Below are 16,971 nucleotides of genomic sequence, written 5' to 3' on the forward strand. Positions count from 1 at the left end.
GCTACCTCGCCTCCTGATCGCTGTCGGGGACCCGTGAGGTCCACATCGGTAGTCGTTCCGTCCGCCGCCGGCCCGTCCGGCTCAGCCGGGCCAGCCGCCCGTTCTCACCGCGCAGCGCGGTGTGCGGCCCGTCCCACAGGGTGCCGTCGGTCCGGTCGCGCGGATCGGGGTCGATCAGCACCACCCCGAGCACCGGGATGCGCTGGTCCGCGAGCTGGCGCGCCACGGTGTGCAGCCAGGCGGCGCTGCCGTGCCCGGCGCGCACCACGAGCACGGTCCGGGTGCCGAGGTGGCGCAGGTCGGTCCACGCCGTGCCGGGCGCCACCGAGCCGACGCCGAGCCGGCGTTCCGCACCGGCCCCGACCTGCTCGGCGGCGACCACGGCCGGCTCGCCCGGCCTCGGGCGGCGCTTGGCGAGCTGGGGGCCGGGCAGCCCGTCGACGACCACCACCGGCCCCTCCTCCGCCAGTGCCCCGGCGAGGTCCAGGGCGATCTCGCCGGTGCTGCGCGCGCAGCCCAGTTCCAGCAGTGACACCGCTTCCGCGGAGCCGCGCACGGTGCGGGCCAGGGTCGCGGTGAGCCTCGCCCGGGCCGTCCGGGTCCGCCGCGGCTGCCACCGGCCGGCCGGTCGGCGGGGCACCCGGCGCAGCTCCGCGATGACGGAGGCGCCGAGGTTCGTCGCGATCTCCCGGCGCAGCACGGGGCGGTCCGCCACCACCGCGCCGACGGCGGCCACCGCGATCCCGAGGACGAACCCGAGGACGAGCCCGATCCCGGCGTCGGTGGCGGCGGTCTTCGGCAGGGACTGCCTCACCGCGCGCGGGGCGTCCACGATCTGGGTCCCGGCGACGAGCCGGGGGGTGCCGACGCCCGCCTCGGCGGCGCGCTGGCTGAAGTCGTTGATGCGCGAGGTGAGCACGGTCCGGCTGTCGTAGAGCGACTGCAGGTTCGTCGCGGCCTTCGCCCCGCTCTGCTGCGCCGCGTCGCCGATCTGCTGGTTGACCTGGGCGAGTTCCTTCTGCATCTGGTCGCGCTGGTCGAGCAGGGCCTTGGCCTCGGCGGCCGCGGCTTCCTGGATCCGCCGCACGTGGTCCGCGACGAAGGCGTCGGCCAGCGCCTTGGCCCGGGCCTGGGCTTCGGCGTCGCTGTGTCCGGTCACGGTGATCTGCAGCAGGTTGTTGGTCAGGCCGGCGCCCCCGTAGTCCCGCATGAAGTCCTCCGGTTTCTGCGCGGACCCGAGGGCTTGCAGCGCCTTGCCGGCGATCTCGGTGGTCTGCAGCAGGGCGGCGTCGGTGCGGATCAGGGTTCCCGGGTCGTTGGGCTGGTCCGCCTGGTGCGCGACCAGCACCGTGGTCACCGCGGTCGGCGGCGGCGGCTTCAGGACCGCCAGCGCCGCGCCGAGCAGCAGCCCGACCAGCGCCAGGCAGCACCAGAGGCGCCGCCGCCTGCGCACCGCGACCACCAGCGCCTGGAGGTCCAGCAGTGGCGCGGCGGGCGGCGGCTCCGAGGTCGTAGTTGGTGTCACCCCGACCCTCTCCCCCCGTCGTCGCCGACCGCGAGCGCCGGCGTGGCGTCATCCGCGAGCGCCGGTTCGGCGTCGTCCGGTCGGCGGCCTTCGGACCGCGTCGGACGCTCCCGGACCGGGCCGGCGACGACGACGCCGACCAGCTCGTGCCCGGCGTCCGCGCACGCGTCGGCGATGCCGGCGAGTTCCTCCGCGGTCCAGCCGCCCGCGCTGAGCACGAGCAGGGCACCGGACTCGTCGTCCCGGTCCGGCAGCAGCGGCCGGGACACCGCGACCTCCACCACCCGCAGCAGCGGATCGCTCCCGGCCTCGTCGACCAGCTGCCCGGCGGCCCGGCGGCCCGGCTCGTCGCCGTCCGGGACGACCACCAACAGCCGTGATGGGTCCGGAAGTCGGTCCCGCAGGCGGGCGCACACCCGCCGGTAGCGGAGCCGCCGGTCGGCCTCGTCGCCGGAGGGCTGCGGGGCCGGCAGGTCCCACCGGACGTCGGTGCCCAGCAGCCGGCGGAGCAGCGCCCGCGGGCCACGGCCCGCCGGCCGGTGCGCGCGCGGCCCCCTGGGCACGTCGACGGTGCCGAGGAGCGCCGAGCCCAGCGCCGCGGCGATCTCCGCCCCGGTGCGCGGCCGCCGGCTCCTCCGGGCGGCGACGAGATGCCCGACGACCGCGATCAGGAAGAACGACAACGCCCCGGCGGCGATGAGTTGGATCCTGGTCGGCGGCGCCTGGCCGGACGGCCGGGTGGCCGAGCCCATGACGACCATGTTGGACCGGTTGGCGGCCGGGTCGATCTGGTCCAGCTTCTTGATGGCGTCCTGCAGTGTGGTGCGCAGCTTCTCCAAGTCGGTGCGGGTCTGCACGCTGTCCACGGTCTGCCCCGGATCGGCCGCGGCCGCCAGGTCGGTGATGCGGCGGCTGGCCTGCACCACCAGCTGCCGCAGCGCCTCGGGCTGCGCCGCTTCGGGGTCGGTGCTGTCGCCCGCGATCCGCCCGGCGAAGGTGACGAACTGCTGGGCCACCTGGTCGGAGAGCTGCTGGGCGCGCTCCGGGGTGTCGGCCGTGCCCGAGATCTTGATGATGTTGCCGTCCGCGGCGGTGGCGCTCACCTGGTCCCGCAGCTCGCTGCCGCTGACCCCGTTCCAGCCGAGCGTGGCGGCGGCCCGGTCGACCACCACCGAACTGGTGGCGATCTCCGCCTGGGTCAGCAGTTCCCGGTCCTGCCACACCCCGGGCAGCAGCACCGACGCCGACGCCGTGTAGCTCGGCGGGAACAGCAGCGAGGTGCCGTAGCCGACCAGCGCACCCACCGCGGCGAGGACGGCGAGCAGCCGCCAGCGCCGACGGAGGATCCGGCCGATCGTGACCAGGCGTATCGTGTCGTCGCTCAACGGCGCGGCCTTCTCCCGGGCCGGTCCCGGCCCCCCGCCGACGCCGGAGCGTCGTCCCGGCAGGCGGCGGCGTAGGCGGCGAGCAGAGCTCGTTGGGAGTTGCGCCAGGCGAGCGGCCCGTTGATCCGCTCCTGGCCGATCTTGCCCATCCAGGCCCGCTTGTCCGGATCGTCCATCAGCTGGGCGATCAGCCCGGCGAACGCGGACTCGTCGTCGGCGGGCGCGTAGACGGCGGCGTCGCCGGCGGAGACCCGCGCCTCCCGGAGGTCGAAGGAGACGATCGGCCGGCCCACCACCATGTACTCCAGGACCTTGTTCATGGTGGACACGTCGTTGAGCGGGTTGCGCGGGTCGGGCGAGAGGCACACGTCCGCGCTGGACAGGTAGCGCACTAGGTCGGTGTCCGGCACGCGCCCGGTGAACTGCACCTGGTCCGACAGCCCGAGCCGCCGGGACAGCTCCACCATGGCGTCGAAGGTGTCGCCGCCGCCGACGAACACCGCGTGCCAGTCGCTGCGGCCGAGCTCGTCGCGCAGCTTCGCCAGCGCCCGCAGGGCGTAGTCGACGCCGTCCTGCGGGCCCATCACGCCGAGGTAGCACAGCAGATGGGGCTTGCCGCGCTTCAGCTCCGGCTCGGGCGGCACCGGCCGGAACCGGTCGGTGTCGGGCGCGCTGCGCACCACGAAGACGTCCTCCGGCCGTCGGCCGCCGCGGCTGAGCGCGACGTCCCGGTAGCTCTCGTTGGTGGCGAGCACGACGTCCGCGGCCCGGTAGGTCCACCGTTCCAGCGCGCACACGGCGCGGTAGAGCAGGTCCTGCCCGCGGTCGAACCGGGAGAGGTACAGCTCGGGCACCAGGTCGTGCTGGTCGAACACGAACCGCGCGCCGCGCCGCTTCAGCCACAGGGCCGGCAGGAACAGCAGGTCGGGCGGGTTGCAGGCGTGGACCACGTCGACCGGGCCGACCCTGCGGGCCAGCCGGGTGGTGTGCCACAGCGCCGATCCGTACTCCCGCAGGTAGCCGGCCGGCCCGCCGGTGGCGGCGCGCAGCGGGTAGCGGTGGATCCGCACCCCGTCGATCACCGCCTCCGGTTCGGTGTCCCGCTTGCTCCCCTGCGGGCAGATGACGTGAACCGTCCAGCCCGCGTCGCGCAGCGTCGTGCACTCCTGCCACACCCGCCGGTCGAACGGCACCGACAGGTTCTCCACCAGGATCAGCGCGCGACGGCCCCGGCCGTCGCCGCTCGTCGCGTCTGCGGACTCCGTGTCACCAAGCAAGGCCCGTGTACCCCGGTTCGGCCCGGCGCGCCTCGGCGTCGGGGAGGCGGACGAGGTCGACGATCAGCGGGCCGCCGCCCTGCGGCAGGGCCGACAGGACGGCCGGGTCCCTCGTTCCGACCACGCACACCTCGGCGTGCTCGAGCACCTCGTCGACGGACTCCGCGAGCAGCTGCGCGAGGTGCGGCAGCCTGGTCTCGATGTACTCGCGGTTCGCGCCGAGCAGCCGGGAGAGGTTCACGTTGGGGTCGTAGATCCGCAGGTCGTAGCCCTTGCCGAAGAGCCGCTCGGCCAGCTCCACCAGCGGGCTCTCCCGGAGGTCGTCGGTGCCGGGCTTGAAGGACAGGCCGAACAGGCCCACCCGGCGCCTGCCGGTGCGCTCGACCAGCTCCACCGCGCGCTGCAGGTGGTCGGAGTTGGAGGGCAGCACGTGGGACAGGATGGGCACCGAGACGTCGGCCCGCTGCGCCGCGTGGACCAGGCTGCGCAGGTCCTTGGGCAGGCAGGAGCCGCCGAAGGCGAAGCCGGGCCGCAGGTAGGCGGGGCTGATGTTCAGTTTGCGGTCGGCCAGGAAAACGTCCATCACCTGGTGCGAGTCCACCCCGAGCGCCTGGCAGACCGCGCCCAGCTCGTTCGCGAAGCCGATCTTGAGGCCGTGGAACGCGTTGTCCGCGTACTTGATCGCCTCGGCCGTCGGGACCGGCACCCGGAACACCTCGCCGGGCAGTCCCTCGTACAGCGCCGCGACCACGTCGCCGCTCGCCCGGTCGAGCTGGCCGATGACGGTCTTGGGCGGGTCGAAGAAGTCCCGCACGCTGGTGCCCTCGCGCAGGAACTCCGGGTTGACCGCGACCCCGAAGTCCACCCCGGCCGTGCCCCCGGTGTGCTTCTCCAGGATCGGCACCAGCAGGTTCAGGCAGGTGCCCGGGAGCATGGTGCTGCGGAACACGACGGTGTGCCGCCCGCCCCGCTCGGCCACCGCGGCACCGATCTGCTCGGCGACCCGCTCCAGGTAGGTGGTGCACACGCTGCCGTTGGGCTCCGACGGCGTGCCCACGCAGACCAGCGACACGTCGCTGCCCAGGATCGCCTCGCGGACGTCGCCGGTGGCGCGCAACGCCCCCGACCGTACGACCTCGGCGATGAGTTCGCCGATCCGCTCCTCGACCACCGGGGCCTTGCCGTCGTTGACCAGGTCGACCTTCACCCGGTTGACGTCCACCCCGATGACCTCGTGGCCCAGACTGGCCAGGCACGCGGCCGACACGCAGCCCACGTAGCCGAGCCCCAGGACGCTGATCCTCATGACCCGTTCCTCCCCTCGGGCAGGCCGGTTCGGCCGGCCATCCGCGCGCCGATCGGACGGCGCCCCCCCACCCATCAGTAGGCCCCCTGCCCCTGGAGCACCGCACGCAGCGTCTTCCACAAGATCACCGCGTCCAGGGCGAGCGACCAGTCCTCCACGTACCGCAGGTCCAGGCGCACCGCCTCCTCCCACGGCAGGTCACTGCGTCCGCTGATCTGCCACAGGCCGGTGAGCCCGGGCTTGACGAGCAGCCGCCGGCGGATGTCCGGGCCGTAGGCGGCGGACTCCTCCGGCAACGGAGGCCGCGGCCCGACGAGCGACATCGAGCCGGTGAGCACGTTGAGCAGCTGCGGGAGCTCGTCGAGCGAGTACCGCCGCAGCACTCCGCCGACCCGGGTCACCCGAGGGTCCCGGCGGAGCTTGAACAGCAGGCCGGCGCCCTCGTTGCGGTCGGCCAGCTCGGCCCGGGCCCGGTCCGCCCCGGGAACCATGGTGCGGAACTTGACCAGGGTGAACTGGCGGCCGTCCTTGCCGACCCGGTGCTGGCGGTAGAACACCCCGCCCCGGCTGTCCACCAGGACGAGCAGCCCGACGAGCAGCATCAGCGGCGCGAACAGGACGAGCAGGATCGCGGCGCCGAGCCGGTCGACGACCGCCTTGACCGCCCGCGGGCCCCCGGTGAAGGCCGGCATGCTGACCCGCAGCATCGGCATCCCGAGCACCGCGTCGACGTGCAGCCGCGGTCCGGCCACCTCCATCAGCACCGGCGCCACGACCATCTCGGCGTCGCCGCCCTCCAGGTTCCAGGCCAGCCGCTGCAGCCGGTCCGGTGTCCAGTACGGGTCCGGGGTGACCGCGACGACCCGGTAGCCGTCGCGGCGGACGTGGTTGGCGACGTCCGTCAGCCGGCCGACCACCGGCACTCCGTCCAGCCGGTCACCGCCCGGGCCGAGCGCGTACGGCGTGCACACCGCCTCCACCCGCCAGCCCAGGTGCGGGAACTTGCGGGTCCGGGCGATCAGGTCGCGCACGGTGGCCGGGCTGCCGGCGGCGAGCACCGGGCGCAGGCAGCGTCCGTAGTTGCGCTGTTTGTGCAGCCACAGGCGCAGCAGGTACCGCTCGGTCATGGTGACGAGCGTGATCGCCGGGATCGCGACGAAGACCCAGAGCTTGATGTTGTGCGAGGTGAGGGCGATCCCGCCGAGTGCGAGGACGACGGCCGCCGTGAACAGTGAGCGTCCGAGGCGGCGGAACTCCTCGGCGCCCTCGCCGAGCACGGCCGGAGCCCACGCGCGGGTCGTCGCCAGCGCCCCCAGTACCAGCAGCTCGGTGCCGAAGGCGAGGATTCCCCATTTCTCGTGCCAGTTCGACGCGTTCCGAACCCCGAAGAATCCGCCGATCGCCGCCACCACGAAGGCGGTGGCCACGGTGTCGCTGATGATCACGGTACGGCGGTACTGCTGCTCCCAGTCGATCACGGACCGGCTGAGTCTCCCGTTCACCCGACGCCGCGGCGCCGATGGAAACGGGCGGACTAATTCTCCTTCCCCCTGCTCAACAGCCCCGTCCAGGTTGCCAGTGGGTTCGACGTGCTCGCTCCACACGGTTCCTCCCCCCGGGAGGCCTGCGCCTCCCGCACCTGTTCGTTCCTCCCCCCGGGAGGCCCTGCCTCCCGTGCCGCGCTGTTCCTATCCGCGGGAGTTCCCGCCTCCCGCGCATGGCGAAATTGCCGGATTCCCGAGGTGCGCGGGAACCCGCCGACGGTTGCTCTCCACACTCAGGGCCCGTTTTCGGACACCAGGAATTTCCCACCCAACGTCTTCCGCCGGGGACGCGACCACCGACCGTCCGCAGCACCGGACTTGAAGATCATGAAGTCTCGCCTCGCGCCCAACCGTTGCGAAGTGAAAGTCAATCTAGAGCATCGGGGGCACCCGAAGAGGGGGATATGTGAAACACATGGTCGAAGTTTGAAGTCGGATCTACCGAATGATCACCTCGGGGGGCTCCGGGAAGCCGAGGACGTGCGGTGTGACCTGTGACGACGCGCCCGACCGGGCACGCGGAGGGTCCACTGGTGCGGAGAAGTCCGGCACCCCGGCCGGGAGTTGGCATGCTCGGCCGGTGACCTCGACGGTCGCCGCCCGGCCGGCGGGAACGGTGAGGGTGGCGTAGGTGTGGCTGACGCCGTCCACGGTGAGGCCGCCGATGCCCTCACTGCCCTCGGCGGCACCACCGCTCCGTCACTGCGCCCCGCCACTCCGCCAGCCCGGACAGCGTCAGCGGATGGACACCGTGGCCGGCCGCACGCAGGTGCGGGACCACGTCCTCCCAGGCCCACGCCCCGAGCCGGGCGCCGGCCACCAGTACGAAGTGCACCATTCCCGCACCCTAGGACCTGTCTTCACCCACATGTCCCGCGCCCTCCCGTGACCCCCTTGCTCAGCCGCCGAGAACGGCGTCGACCTCCACCTCGACCAGCCACTCGGGGTCGATGAAGCGGGAGACCTCGACGAAGGTGGTGACCGGCCGGATCGCCGCGAAGCGCTCCCCGTGGGCCCGGGCGGCCTCCTCCCAGGTCGTCACGTCGGTGAGCATGATCCTGGTCCGCACCACGTCCCCGAGCGACGCGCCCGCCGCTTCGAGCGCGGCCTCGGCGATGTCCAGGCACCGGAGCGTCTGGGCGTAGACGTCGCCGTGCCCGACGTTCCTCCCGTCGTCCCCGATCGGCGCGGTGCCCGCCACCGCCACGTACGGGCCCTTGCGGACCGCGCGGGAGAACCCGATCCGGGGCTCCAGGGGCGAGCTCGAACCGACCAGCTTTCGACCGTTGTCCATCGCGCCATGCTCGCAGACCGGCGGGCGGCCCGGCCACACCGTCCCGAGGCTTGGACCGGCCGTCACCGGCTACCCCGCCCTCAGTCTCCGGCGACGGCGGTGAACTCGGCCGTGTGGACCGCGTCGCCCTGCTTGACGTCGAGGTAGAGCCGGTCCAGCTCGGGCCGTTCCGCTGCCGGCGAACCCGGTGGGCGCTCAGGCGCCCCGCTCGCGGTGCCGCCACCGCACCGGGTCGACGGCCGCCTCGCCGCGCCGGCCGACGCCCGGACCGGCGGGCGCAGGGGCCCGGTAGCCGGCGCAGGTGAGTACCAGCATCTCGTCGCCCCCGGGCTGGAACTCGTACGCCACCCGCCGCACCCGGCTCCTGATCCCGAGGACCGCCAGTTCCTCGCGCAGCCGTTCCAGGCCCTGGTAGCGCTCGCCGGTGTCGTACACCGTCACCGGGAAGAGCCGGACCTCCCGCCGTGCCACCCGGGCGAGGTCCAGCAGCGCGGCCCGTTGGAACTCCTCGCCCAGCCGGTTGCCGTACGAGAAGACCAGGTGCGAGCTGAGCACCAGGTCGAAGGAGCGGTCAGCGAAGGGGAGTTCGGGCAGTGCCCCGGCCACGTAGCGCTCCGGGCGGGCGGCGATGTCGGCCCGGAACAGCCGGGTGTTGGCGCTCCACTGCCGGATCAGGTCGTCCGCGTCGGCGTACCAGGACCGGGCGAAGCCGGCCGTCTCCCGCGCCAGCAGCTCGCGTTTGAAGCCGGTCTCCCGCTCGACCAGCAGGCCCAGCTCCGCCCGGTGCACGGCGTATTCGCGGTCGACGGCGACCGTGTCGATCCCCTGCCGCCCGGCTTCGGCGACGAAGCTCGCCGCGCCGGCCGGGCAGTCGAGGATGCGCTGGTCGAGGTCGCGGTCGGTGAGCGCGAACATCGCGCGGTACTCGGCGAAGGAGCGGGCGCTGACCAGCACGGCTCACCCCCTCCCGACGAAGGGCATGGTGGTGGGCAGCACCACCAGGGACTGGATGCTGGTGTCCGGCGGCTGCGAGGCCATCAGCAGCAGGGCCTCGGTGAAGCGCTCCACCGGGATGGTGGCCTCCACCGCCATCGTCCCGTCGGCCTGCATCGCGGGCGGCTGCGGGCTGCCGTCCAGCGGCGCGACGTTGCCGACGTCGATCTGCCCGCAGGAGATCCCGTACGGGCGGCCGTCCAGCGCGAGGACCTTGGTGAGGCCGAGGACGGCGTGCTTGGCGGCGGTGTAGGCGAGGGAGTTGGGGCGGGGCACGTACGCGGAGGGCGCGCCGTTGTTGATGATCCGGCCGCCCTGCGGGGTCTGGGTGCTCATCAGCCGGAAGGCCTCCCGGGCGCACAGGAACGCGCCGGTGGCGATGGTGTCCAGCACGCGGTTCCAGTCGCGGAACGGCGTCTCGGTGATCGGCCGGCGCGGGGCGGCGGCGCCGGCGTTGTTGAACAGCAGGTCGAGCCGGTCGTACCGGTCGCGGACGGCGTCGAACAGCCGGGCGACCTCCTCCGGACTGCGGATGTCGGTCGGCACCGCCAGCACCCGTCCCGGGTCGACCTCCGCGAGCGCGGCGGTCTCCTCCAGCGCGTCCTTGCGGCGCCCGGCCAGCACCACCGTCCAGCCGGCGTCGAGGAGGGCCAGCGCGGAGGCCCGGCCGAGCCCGCTGCCGCCGCCGGTGACCAGCGCGACCCTTCCGTGCGGCTGGGTCCTGGCGGGTCGGGTCCTGTCGGATCGAGTCTTGTCTGATCGGGTCACGGCGCCCACGTCTCCCCCTCGTTGAGCCAGATCCGCAGCATCCGCCGGGCACGCGGGCCGGGTTCGTCCCGGTACGCCGAACGCCCGTGCAGCACTCGGCTGTTGCGGATGATCAGCAGGTCCCCGGCGGCCATCGACAGGCCGAAGGCGATCTCCGGCCGGTACAGCACCTCGTCCAGCACGCCCAGCGCCTCCCACTGACGGTCGGTCAGCTCCGGCCCGCCCCGGTCCGGCGAGGAGCGGACGGTGCGGGTCTGGTAGTAGCAGCCGATCGTCCCGTCCTTCCGCGGGTACAGGATCGGAGTGACGACCAGCTGCGGGCCCGCCCGGCCGGTCCGGTCGAAGGTCCAGTCCTCGCCGAGCGTCGCCAGCGCGTCCGGCCGCTCCCGCCCGATCAGGTCGTGGACGTGCCGGGCACTCGCCAGCTTGGTCAACCCGCCGCCGTGGTAGGCAGGTTGGAGGCAGAGCAGGACGAGCAGGTCACAGGTGTCGCAGTGGAAGCCGAGTTCGGTGTCGCCGTCGCCGTCCTGGTCGCGCAGCACCGAGGTGAGGTCGCCGCGCCCGTTCTGCGGGACGATCCGGCCGTAGTCCGCCAGCAGGAAGGACAGCGCCTCGGCGATCTCCTGCTCCGGCCGCGCCGGGTCGACCAGGTTGGCGACGTGGGTGAGCCCGACCGAGTCGGTGCTCTCCCGCACGAAGGAGCGCAGCCGCTCGCGCACCGGCCCGCCCGCGCCCCAGCGTCCGGCCCGGGCGTCGGCCCAGAGCAGCCGCCGCTCCCGCTCCCCCAGCCGCAGCGACCACAGCTGCCGTCGGGCCGCCAACTCCAGGCTGCTCCAGCCGATCTCGGTCACGGTGTGCTCGTTCACGACGTCTCCTCCTGCCGGGCCCCGGCCGCGACGGCCTTGGACCAGAGCGCCAGCGCCTCGTCGATCTGCGCGGCCGTGACGACCAGCGCGGGGACCATCCGGACCACGTTGAGGTGGATCCCGCAGGGCAGGAGCAGCAGGCCGAGTTCGGCCGCCGCCTGCTGGACCCGCCGGGCGGTGTCAGGGTCGGGCGAGCCGTCCGGTCGGCGGAACTCGCTCGCCGCCATCAGGCCGAGCCCCCGGACGTCGCCGATGCCGGGCGCCCCGGCGGCGACCGCCCGCAGGCCGTCCAGCAGCCGCGCGCCCTGCTCGGCCGCGTTCTCGACCAGCCGCTCCTCGCGCAGCACGTCCAGGGTGGCCAGGGCGGCGGCGCAGGCCACCGGGTTCCCGCCGTAGGTGCCGCCCTGCGAGCCGGGCCAGGCGCGCGCCATCAGCTCGGTCGGCGCGGCGATAGCGGACAGCGGGAAGCCGCTGGCCAGGCCCTTCGCGGTGATCAGCACGTCGGGCCGCACCCCGGGCTCGTGCTGGTGCGCCCAGAACCGGCCGGTGCGGCCGAAGCCGGTCTGCACCTCGTCGACCACCAGCAGGATGCCGTGCCGGTCGGCGCGCTCGCGCAGCCCGGCGAGGAACCCGGCCGGTGCGGGCACGTAGCCGCCCTCGCCGAGCACCGGTTCGACGAACATGGCGGCCGTCTCGGCGGGCGCGGAGACGGTGGCCAGCACCTCGTCCAGCCCGCGCAGGGCGTGCGCCACCGCCTCCTCCTCCGGGAGTCCGAGCCGGAAGGCGGCCGGGAACGGCGCCACCGCGACCCCGGGCACCAGCGGGCCGATGCCCGCGCGGAAGCGCGTCCCGGCGGTGGTGAGCGAGGCCGCGCCCATGGTGCGGCCGTGGAAGGAGCCCTCGAAGACGATCACGTTCTGCCGCCCGGTGGCGTGCCGGGCCAGCCGCAGCGCCGCCTCCACCGCCTCCGTCCCGGCGGTGGCGTAGAACAGCGAGTCCAGGCCGGGCGGCAGGACGTCGCCCAACCGCTCGGTGAGGGTGAGCAGTTGGTCGTGCAGGACGGTGGTGTACTGGCCGTGGAGCAGCCGGCCGGCCTGTTCGCGGACGGCCTCGACCACCTTCGGGTGGCAGTGGCCGGTGCTGGTCACCCCCACGCCGGAGGTGAAGTCGAGGTAGCGGCGACCGTCGGCGTCGTAGAGGTGGAGGCCTTCGCCGCGCACGGCGATGACCGGGGTGGCCTGTTTCAGCACGGGGGAGAGCTGGGACAAGGGAATCTGCCTTCTCTCAAGGGCCTGTCGGATCAGGGAAGTTGGGTCTGTCCGGTCGGATCGGCGGGCGGCAGGTGGCCGGCCTCGGCGGCCCAGCCGAGCGCGGCCGCCCACCACTGCGGGGTCGGCGCGGTGAAGCGGACGCCCAACCGGTCCAGGACGGCGGTGGTGTACGAGCTGTCCACCCGGACGTTGCGCTCCTCCTGCTGGGCCCAGGCTGCGGCCAGCCGGGCGGCCGTCGGGTGCTGCCGCTCGGCCCGGGCGATGGCGGCGGCGAAGCTCTCGTCGTCGGTGAGCCGGACGGGACGGCCCGACTCGGCGAGCCAGCGGACGAGTTCGTCGTGCGGCGTGGCGTACGGCGTCTCGACGTGGTAGGCGCCGGGTGCGGCGTACGGGTCGAGGGCGATCGCGGCGATCCCGGCCGCCACCGTGTCCACGTGCGAGAACGCGAAGGCGGTGTCCGGCCGACTGGGGGCGGCGCCGGCCAGCAGGTAGCCGCGGACGAGCTGGTAGATCCGGTTGTCGCCGGTGTTGGCCTGGAAGGCCCCGGTGCGGCTGTGCGCGGCGATGTGGCCGCTGCGGTACAGGTAGGCGGCGTGCCCGGTGGCCGCCCAGGCCCGGACGGCCTGCTCGGCGCGGTACTTGGAGCGCTCGTACGGGGTGCGGAAGTGCTGGCCGATCCACAGGTCGGCCTCGCTGAAGCGGCGCGGTGGGCCGTCCACCCCGCCGGAGACGGCCAGCGTGGAGACGTGGTGGAGCCGCGCCTGCGGGGCGTGCTCGTCGAGCCAGGCGAGCAGTCGGCGCACCGCCGTGTGGTTGGCGCGCTCCAGCTCGTCGGGCGAGGCGACCAGCCGGACGTCCGCCGCGGCGTGCACCACGATCCTGGCCTCCCGGGTCCGTTCCAGCCCGGCCGGGGAGAGACCGAGGCCGTCCCGTTCGAGGTCCCCGGCGACGACCTGGGCCCGCCGGCCGGCCAGGCGCCGTACGGCAGCGGCGTCGTCGGCGGCCCGTACCAGGCAGGTGACCACGGCGCCGCGCCGCCGGAAGGCGTCCAGCAGGTGGCGTCCGAGGTAGCCGGTGGCGCCGGTGAGCAGCACCCGGGCGGGTTCGCGGACGCTCGCCCGGGCTGGGGGCGCCACCCCGGCGTGCAGCAGCTGCCCGGAGGTGGACAGCGGCGATCGCCGCGGCTCGGCGGCCGCCGGGCCGGCGATCGCCGTGGCGAACCGGCGCAGGATCCGCTCGGCGGCCTCGCGCGGGACGGCGGGCCGGCCGTACACCAGGTCGGCGACCAGCCGCTGCTCCACCACCCGTGCGGTGAGCCGCAGTCGGTACAGCGGGTCGCCTGCGGCGCAGCGCGCCACCCCGGCCTGTTCGTCGGCGACGGTCCAGTCCAGCGCGGGCTCCTCGGGCAGCCGGAAGGTGCCGAGGAAGTTGAATCCGACCGTGGGGCGCCCGCCGGGCCCGTCCGCCGCGTCCATCGGCCGCACGGGCACCTCGCGCAGCTGCCGCGCGGTCTCCTCCGGGCCCGCGGACGGGTCCAGCTCGAGGTGCTTGACGGCGGTGAACCAGCCGACGGTGTCCAGGAATTCACCCGGGTCGCCGGCCGTGTCCCGCCCGTGGGTCTCGACCTCCACCGCGACGCCGGGCTCGCCGCGCCACCGGGCGACGGCTCCGGCGAAGGCGTCCAGCAGGACGGCCTCCAGCCCGGCCCCGCCGCCGTGCCGGCCGACCAGTCGGGCGGTGGCGGCGGCGTCCAACGACCAGCTGAGCGCGCCGGGTCGGGCGGGCGTGGCGGGTTCGGCGACGGCGGTCTCCGGTGGGGGCGGCGGAGCGGCCGCCGCCCAGCGGTAGAAGTCGCCCGTCGGCGGCAGGTCGGTCGGCTTGCGGTCCAGCGCCGCGCGGTAGGCGTGGGCGAGGTCGTCCAGCAGGATCCGCCAGGACAGCCCGTCGACCACCAGGTGGTGGGCGATCAGCGCGAGCCGGTCGTCGGTGCCCGGCGGGCCGGTGAACAGGTGGACGCGCAGCAGTCGTCCGGCCAACGGGTCGAGGCTGCGGTGGAGTTCGGTGCAGACGCCGGCGACGGTGTCGGCGATCGCGCCCGCCGCGCGCGGGATGCGGGAGTGGGAGACCGGGTCGAGTTCCGCGACCGCCCGGGGTTCGCCGTAGCCGTCCGGGTGGAGGGGCCGGCGCAGCGCCGGGTGGCGTTCCAGGACGGCCGCGACCGCCGCCGAGAGCGCGGCCGGGTCGACGGCGGTGCGGCAGCGCAACAGCACCGACTGGTTCCAGTGCCGCAGGTCCCGGAGGAATTGCCGGCGGTACAACCAGCGCTGGGCTGGGGCTAGTTGGCCGCCTTCCGAAGTGTCGTCGCGCCGGGGGGCCGGCCCGGCCGGGGCCACCGGTACCGCCGCCCGGGCCAGTGCGGCCGCCGTGGGGTGCCGGTAGAAGTCCTCGTAGGCGACCCGCAGCCCGGAGCGCCGCAGCAGGGCGATGGTGCGCATGGCGAGGATGGAGTCCCCGCCGAGGCCGATGACGTCCGCCCGCGTCCCGACGCCGGGCAGGCCGAGCGCACCGGCCCAGAACCGGGCGATCTCTCCGGCCAGTCCCCCTTCGGCCGCTCCGGGGGCCGACTCCGCCCGGTGCTCGACCAGTCGGTCCACCAGCCCGGCCAGCGCGGTCCGGTCCAGCTTGCCGTTGGGCCCGACCGGGAACTCCGGAAGCAGCAGGATCGGCTGCGGCACGGAGTAGCCGGGCAGCCGGTCGCGCAGGTGGTCGGCCAGCCCTGCCACTCCGGCGGAGGGATCCACCATGCGGACCGCACCCAGCAGTTGGTTCCCGACGGCGGTCTCCCGCAGCAGCGCGGCGGAGCCGGCCACGCCCGGGTAGCCGTCCATGGCCCGTTCGACCTCGGCGAGGTCGACCCGGTACCCGCGGACCTTCACCTGGCGGTCCACCCGGCCGAGGAAGACCAGGTTCCCGTCCGCCCGCCGGCGACACAGATCACCCGTCCGGTACGTCCGGCGGCCGTCGTGCCGGACGAAGACCCGGGCGGTCTCCTCGGGCCGTCCGAAGTACCCGGCGCTGACGCCCCGCCCGCCGATCAGCAGCTCCCCCGCGGCGCCGTCGGCCACCGGCCGCCCCGCCTCGTCCACCACGCCGAGCAGCACCTCGCCGATCCCGCTGCCGATCGGCACGGTCGGTTCGTCCAGCGGCAGTTGACCGGCGGCGGTGGCCAGGAAGCAGGTCGCGCCGACGGTGGTCTCGGTCGGTCCGTAGTGGTTGACCAGCCGCTCGGTGACGGCGCCGTCGAGCAGGGCGGCGGCGAGCGGGCGCGGCAGGGCCTCGCCGCCGAGCAGCAGGGTGCGCAGCGGCGGGGTGCCGGCCGGGCGGCCCTCCAGCAGGGCGGTCAGGTGCGAGGGGGTGGTCTTCAGGGTGTCGACTCCGGCGCGGCGCAGCGTGGCCCAGAAGGCCGCGGGGTCGCGCACCTCGTGGTCGGGGACGACGTGCACCGAGCCGCCGGTGGCCAGGGCGAGCAGCCAGGCGGTGTGCCCGAGGTCGGCGGCGAGCGTGGTGACGTGCGCGGTCCTGGGGGCGTCGGCCTCGGTGAATCCGAGCCGGGTGGCCAGCGAGCGGGCGTAGTGCACGGCGTTGGCGTGGGTGACGGCCACCGCCTTGGGTTCGCCGCTGGAGCCGGAGGTGAAGGAGAGGTACGCCGGGTCCTCGCCGGCGGGCTCGCCGCCCTGCCAGGACGGCCCGTCCGCCAGGACGTCCACCACCTCCAGGCCGATGCTGCCGAGACCGCTGGGACCACCGGGACCGCCCTCGGTGGCGAGCGCCCGCCCGACCCGGACGGCCGCCAGCCGCCGGGCGAGGTCGGCCGCGGACCAGTCGGGATCGGTCAGCACGGCGGCCGCGCCGCAGCGCAATACCCCGTGCAGCAGCACCAGCATCCGGGCGTCCCGGGGGCCGAGCAGGGCGACCCGGTCGCCCCGTCCGGTGCCGTCGGCGGCCAGCCGGGCGGCGATCCGCCCGGCGGCGGCGTCCAGGGTGCGGTGGTCGAGGCTGCGGACGCCGTCGGCGACGGCGGGCCGGTCGGGGTGGGCCCGGGCGAGGTGCGACAGCAGGGCGGTGAGCGAGTCGGTGGCGGGGGTGGACCGGACGTGCCGCGTCGCGGAGGTCAAGCCGACTCGTCCCCCGTCCGGGCCGTCCCGGCCGGTCGGGCGGCCACCCGGGGGTCACCCGCCAGGTACCCGTCCAGCTCGGCGGCTTCGGGGAGGCGCCCGGCCAACTCCCAGGCCAGCATGCGGTGCAGGCCATCGAGGTGGACCAGTCCGGACCGTACCGCCAGCTCCGCGTAGTCGGGGTGGTCGACCGGCACGGTGCAGAGGTAGAGCGGCGTGAACGGGGCTCGGCGCAGCAGCCGGAGCTTCGCCGCGCAGGCCGGGTTGGCCGCCGTCCAGGCGGCGCCGCCGGAGCGGACGCGTTCGGCCGCTCCGGCGACGGTCAGCCCGGTGCGCGGGACCAGTTCGAGTTCGCCGCCCTCGCTGAGGTGCCAGGGCAGCACGACGCCGAGGACGTCGGCCCGGGTGAGCCGGACCCGCCACCAGCCGCCGGCCATCTTGTCGGCGCGTTCCAGGTTCTCCTCGCCGTACACGTTGGTGTTCGCCTCGTGGGCCCGTTCCACCGGATGGTCCCGCAGGTAGGCGTCGTGGACCTCGGCGTAGGCGACGGCGGTGACGATCTCCACG

General features: G+C 74.6%; 12 protein-coding genes and 1 pseudogene. All 13 read right to left on the reverse strand.

Annotated elements, in window-relative coordinates:
- Position 1: 1 nt before the first annotated feature.
- Positions 2–1,525: a Wzz/FepE/Etk N-terminal domain-containing protein gene (locus O1G21_RS06110; protein WP_270141445.1), complete on the reverse strand. Its 1,524-nt coding sequence runs from the start codon at positions 1,523–1,525 to the stop codon at positions 2–4.
- On the reverse strand, positions 1,522–2,910 hold the full coding sequence (locus O1G21_RS06115) for a Wzz/FepE/Etk N-terminal domain-containing protein (RefSeq protein WP_270141447.1): 1,389 nt from the start codon (positions 2,908–2,910) through the stop codon (positions 1,522–1,524). The genes O1G21_RS06110 and O1G21_RS06115 overlap by 4 nt, the downstream gene beginning before the upstream one ends.
- The gene (locus O1G21_RS06120) at positions 2,907–4,187 is read right to left on the reverse strand and encodes a glycosyltransferase family 4 protein (protein ID WP_270141449.1); all 1,281 of its coding nucleotides are present in this window, start codon (positions 4,185–4,187) and stop codon (positions 2,907–2,909) included. The genes O1G21_RS06115 and O1G21_RS06120 overlap by 4 nt, the downstream gene beginning before the upstream one ends.
- Positions 4,177–5,493, reverse strand: a complete 1,317-nt coding sequence (locus O1G21_RS06125; protein ID WP_270141451.1) for a nucleotide sugar dehydrogenase — start codon at positions 5,491–5,493, stop codon at positions 4,177–4,179. The genes O1G21_RS06120 and O1G21_RS06125 overlap by 11 nt, the downstream gene beginning before the upstream one ends.
- 74 nt (positions 5,494–5,567) lie before the next feature.
- Positions 5,568–7,064: a sugar transferase gene (locus tag O1G21_RS06130; protein ID WP_405000784.1), complete on the reverse strand. Its 1,497-nt coding sequence runs from the start codon at positions 7,062–7,064 to the stop codon at positions 5,568–5,570.
- 679 nt (positions 7,065–7,743) lie between these two features.
- Positions 7,744–7,875 (reverse strand): annotated as a pseudogene (locus O1G21_RS06135) (alpha/beta hydrolase); the annotation flags it as partial.
- 60 nt (positions 7,876–7,935) lie between these two features.
- Entirely contained in the window at positions 7,936–8,331 is a 396-nt protein-coding gene (locus tag O1G21_RS06140) for a RidA family protein (protein ID WP_270141454.1), read from the reverse strand.
- 195 nt (positions 8,332–8,526) lie between these two features.
- Positions 8,527–9,285 carry a methyltransferase domain-containing protein gene (locus O1G21_RS06145; RefSeq protein ID WP_270141456.1) on the reverse strand — a complete coding sequence of 253 codons (759 nt, stop codon included), beginning with the start codon at positions 9,283–9,285 and terminating at the stop codon, positions 8,527–8,529.
- 3 nt (positions 9,286–9,288) lie between these two features.
- Complete coding sequence (locus O1G21_RS06150) at positions 9,289–10,092, reverse strand: SDR family oxidoreductase (protein ID WP_270141458.1); 804 nt, start codon at positions 10,090–10,092, stop codon at positions 9,289–9,291.
- On the reverse strand, positions 10,089–10,958 hold the full coding sequence (locus O1G21_RS06155) for a TauD/TfdA family dioxygenase (protein ID WP_270141460.1): 870 nt from the start codon (positions 10,956–10,958) through the stop codon (positions 10,089–10,091). The genes O1G21_RS06150 and O1G21_RS06155 overlap by 4 nt, the downstream gene beginning before the upstream one ends.
- Positions 10,955–12,226 (reverse strand): aspartate aminotransferase family protein, encoded by a 1,272-nt coding sequence (locus O1G21_RS06160; protein WP_270141462.1) that lies wholly within the window; start codon positions 12,224–12,226, stop codon positions 10,955–10,957. The genes O1G21_RS06155 and O1G21_RS06160 overlap by 4 nt, the downstream gene beginning before the upstream one ends.
- 32 nt (positions 12,227–12,258) lie before the next feature.
- Positions 12,259–16,404, reverse strand: coding sequence for an AMP-binding protein (locus O1G21_RS06165; protein ID WP_270141463.1), 4,146 nt, complete (start codon positions 16,402–16,404; stop codon positions 12,259–12,261).
- The gene (locus O1G21_RS06170; protein WP_270141465.1) at positions 16,401–16,970 is read right to left on the reverse strand and encodes a DUF6309 family protein; all 570 of its coding nucleotides are present in this window, start codon (positions 16,968–16,970) and stop codon (positions 16,401–16,403) included. Before O1G21_RS06170 ends, O1G21_RS06165 begins: the two co-directional genes overlap by 4 nt.
- Between the last annotated feature and the right edge of the window lies 1 nt (position 16,971).

Origin of the sequence: Kitasatospora cathayae, assembly GCF_027627435.1 — a bacterium.
Classification (GTDB): domain Bacteria; phylum Actinomycetota; class Actinomycetes; order Streptomycetales; family Streptomycetaceae; genus Kitasatospora; species Kitasatospora cathayae.

Excerpts from the sequence above, each read along its gene's own strand:
- O1G21_RS06125 (WP_270141451.1), bottom strand. The coding sequence starts at position 5,493 with ATGAGGATCAGCGTCCTGGGGCTCGGCTACGTGGGCTGCGTGTCGGCC.
- O1G21_RS06140 (WP_270141454.1), bottom strand. The coding sequence starts at position 8,331 with ATGGACAACGGTCGAAAGCTGGTCGGTTCGAGCTCGCCCCTGGAGCCC.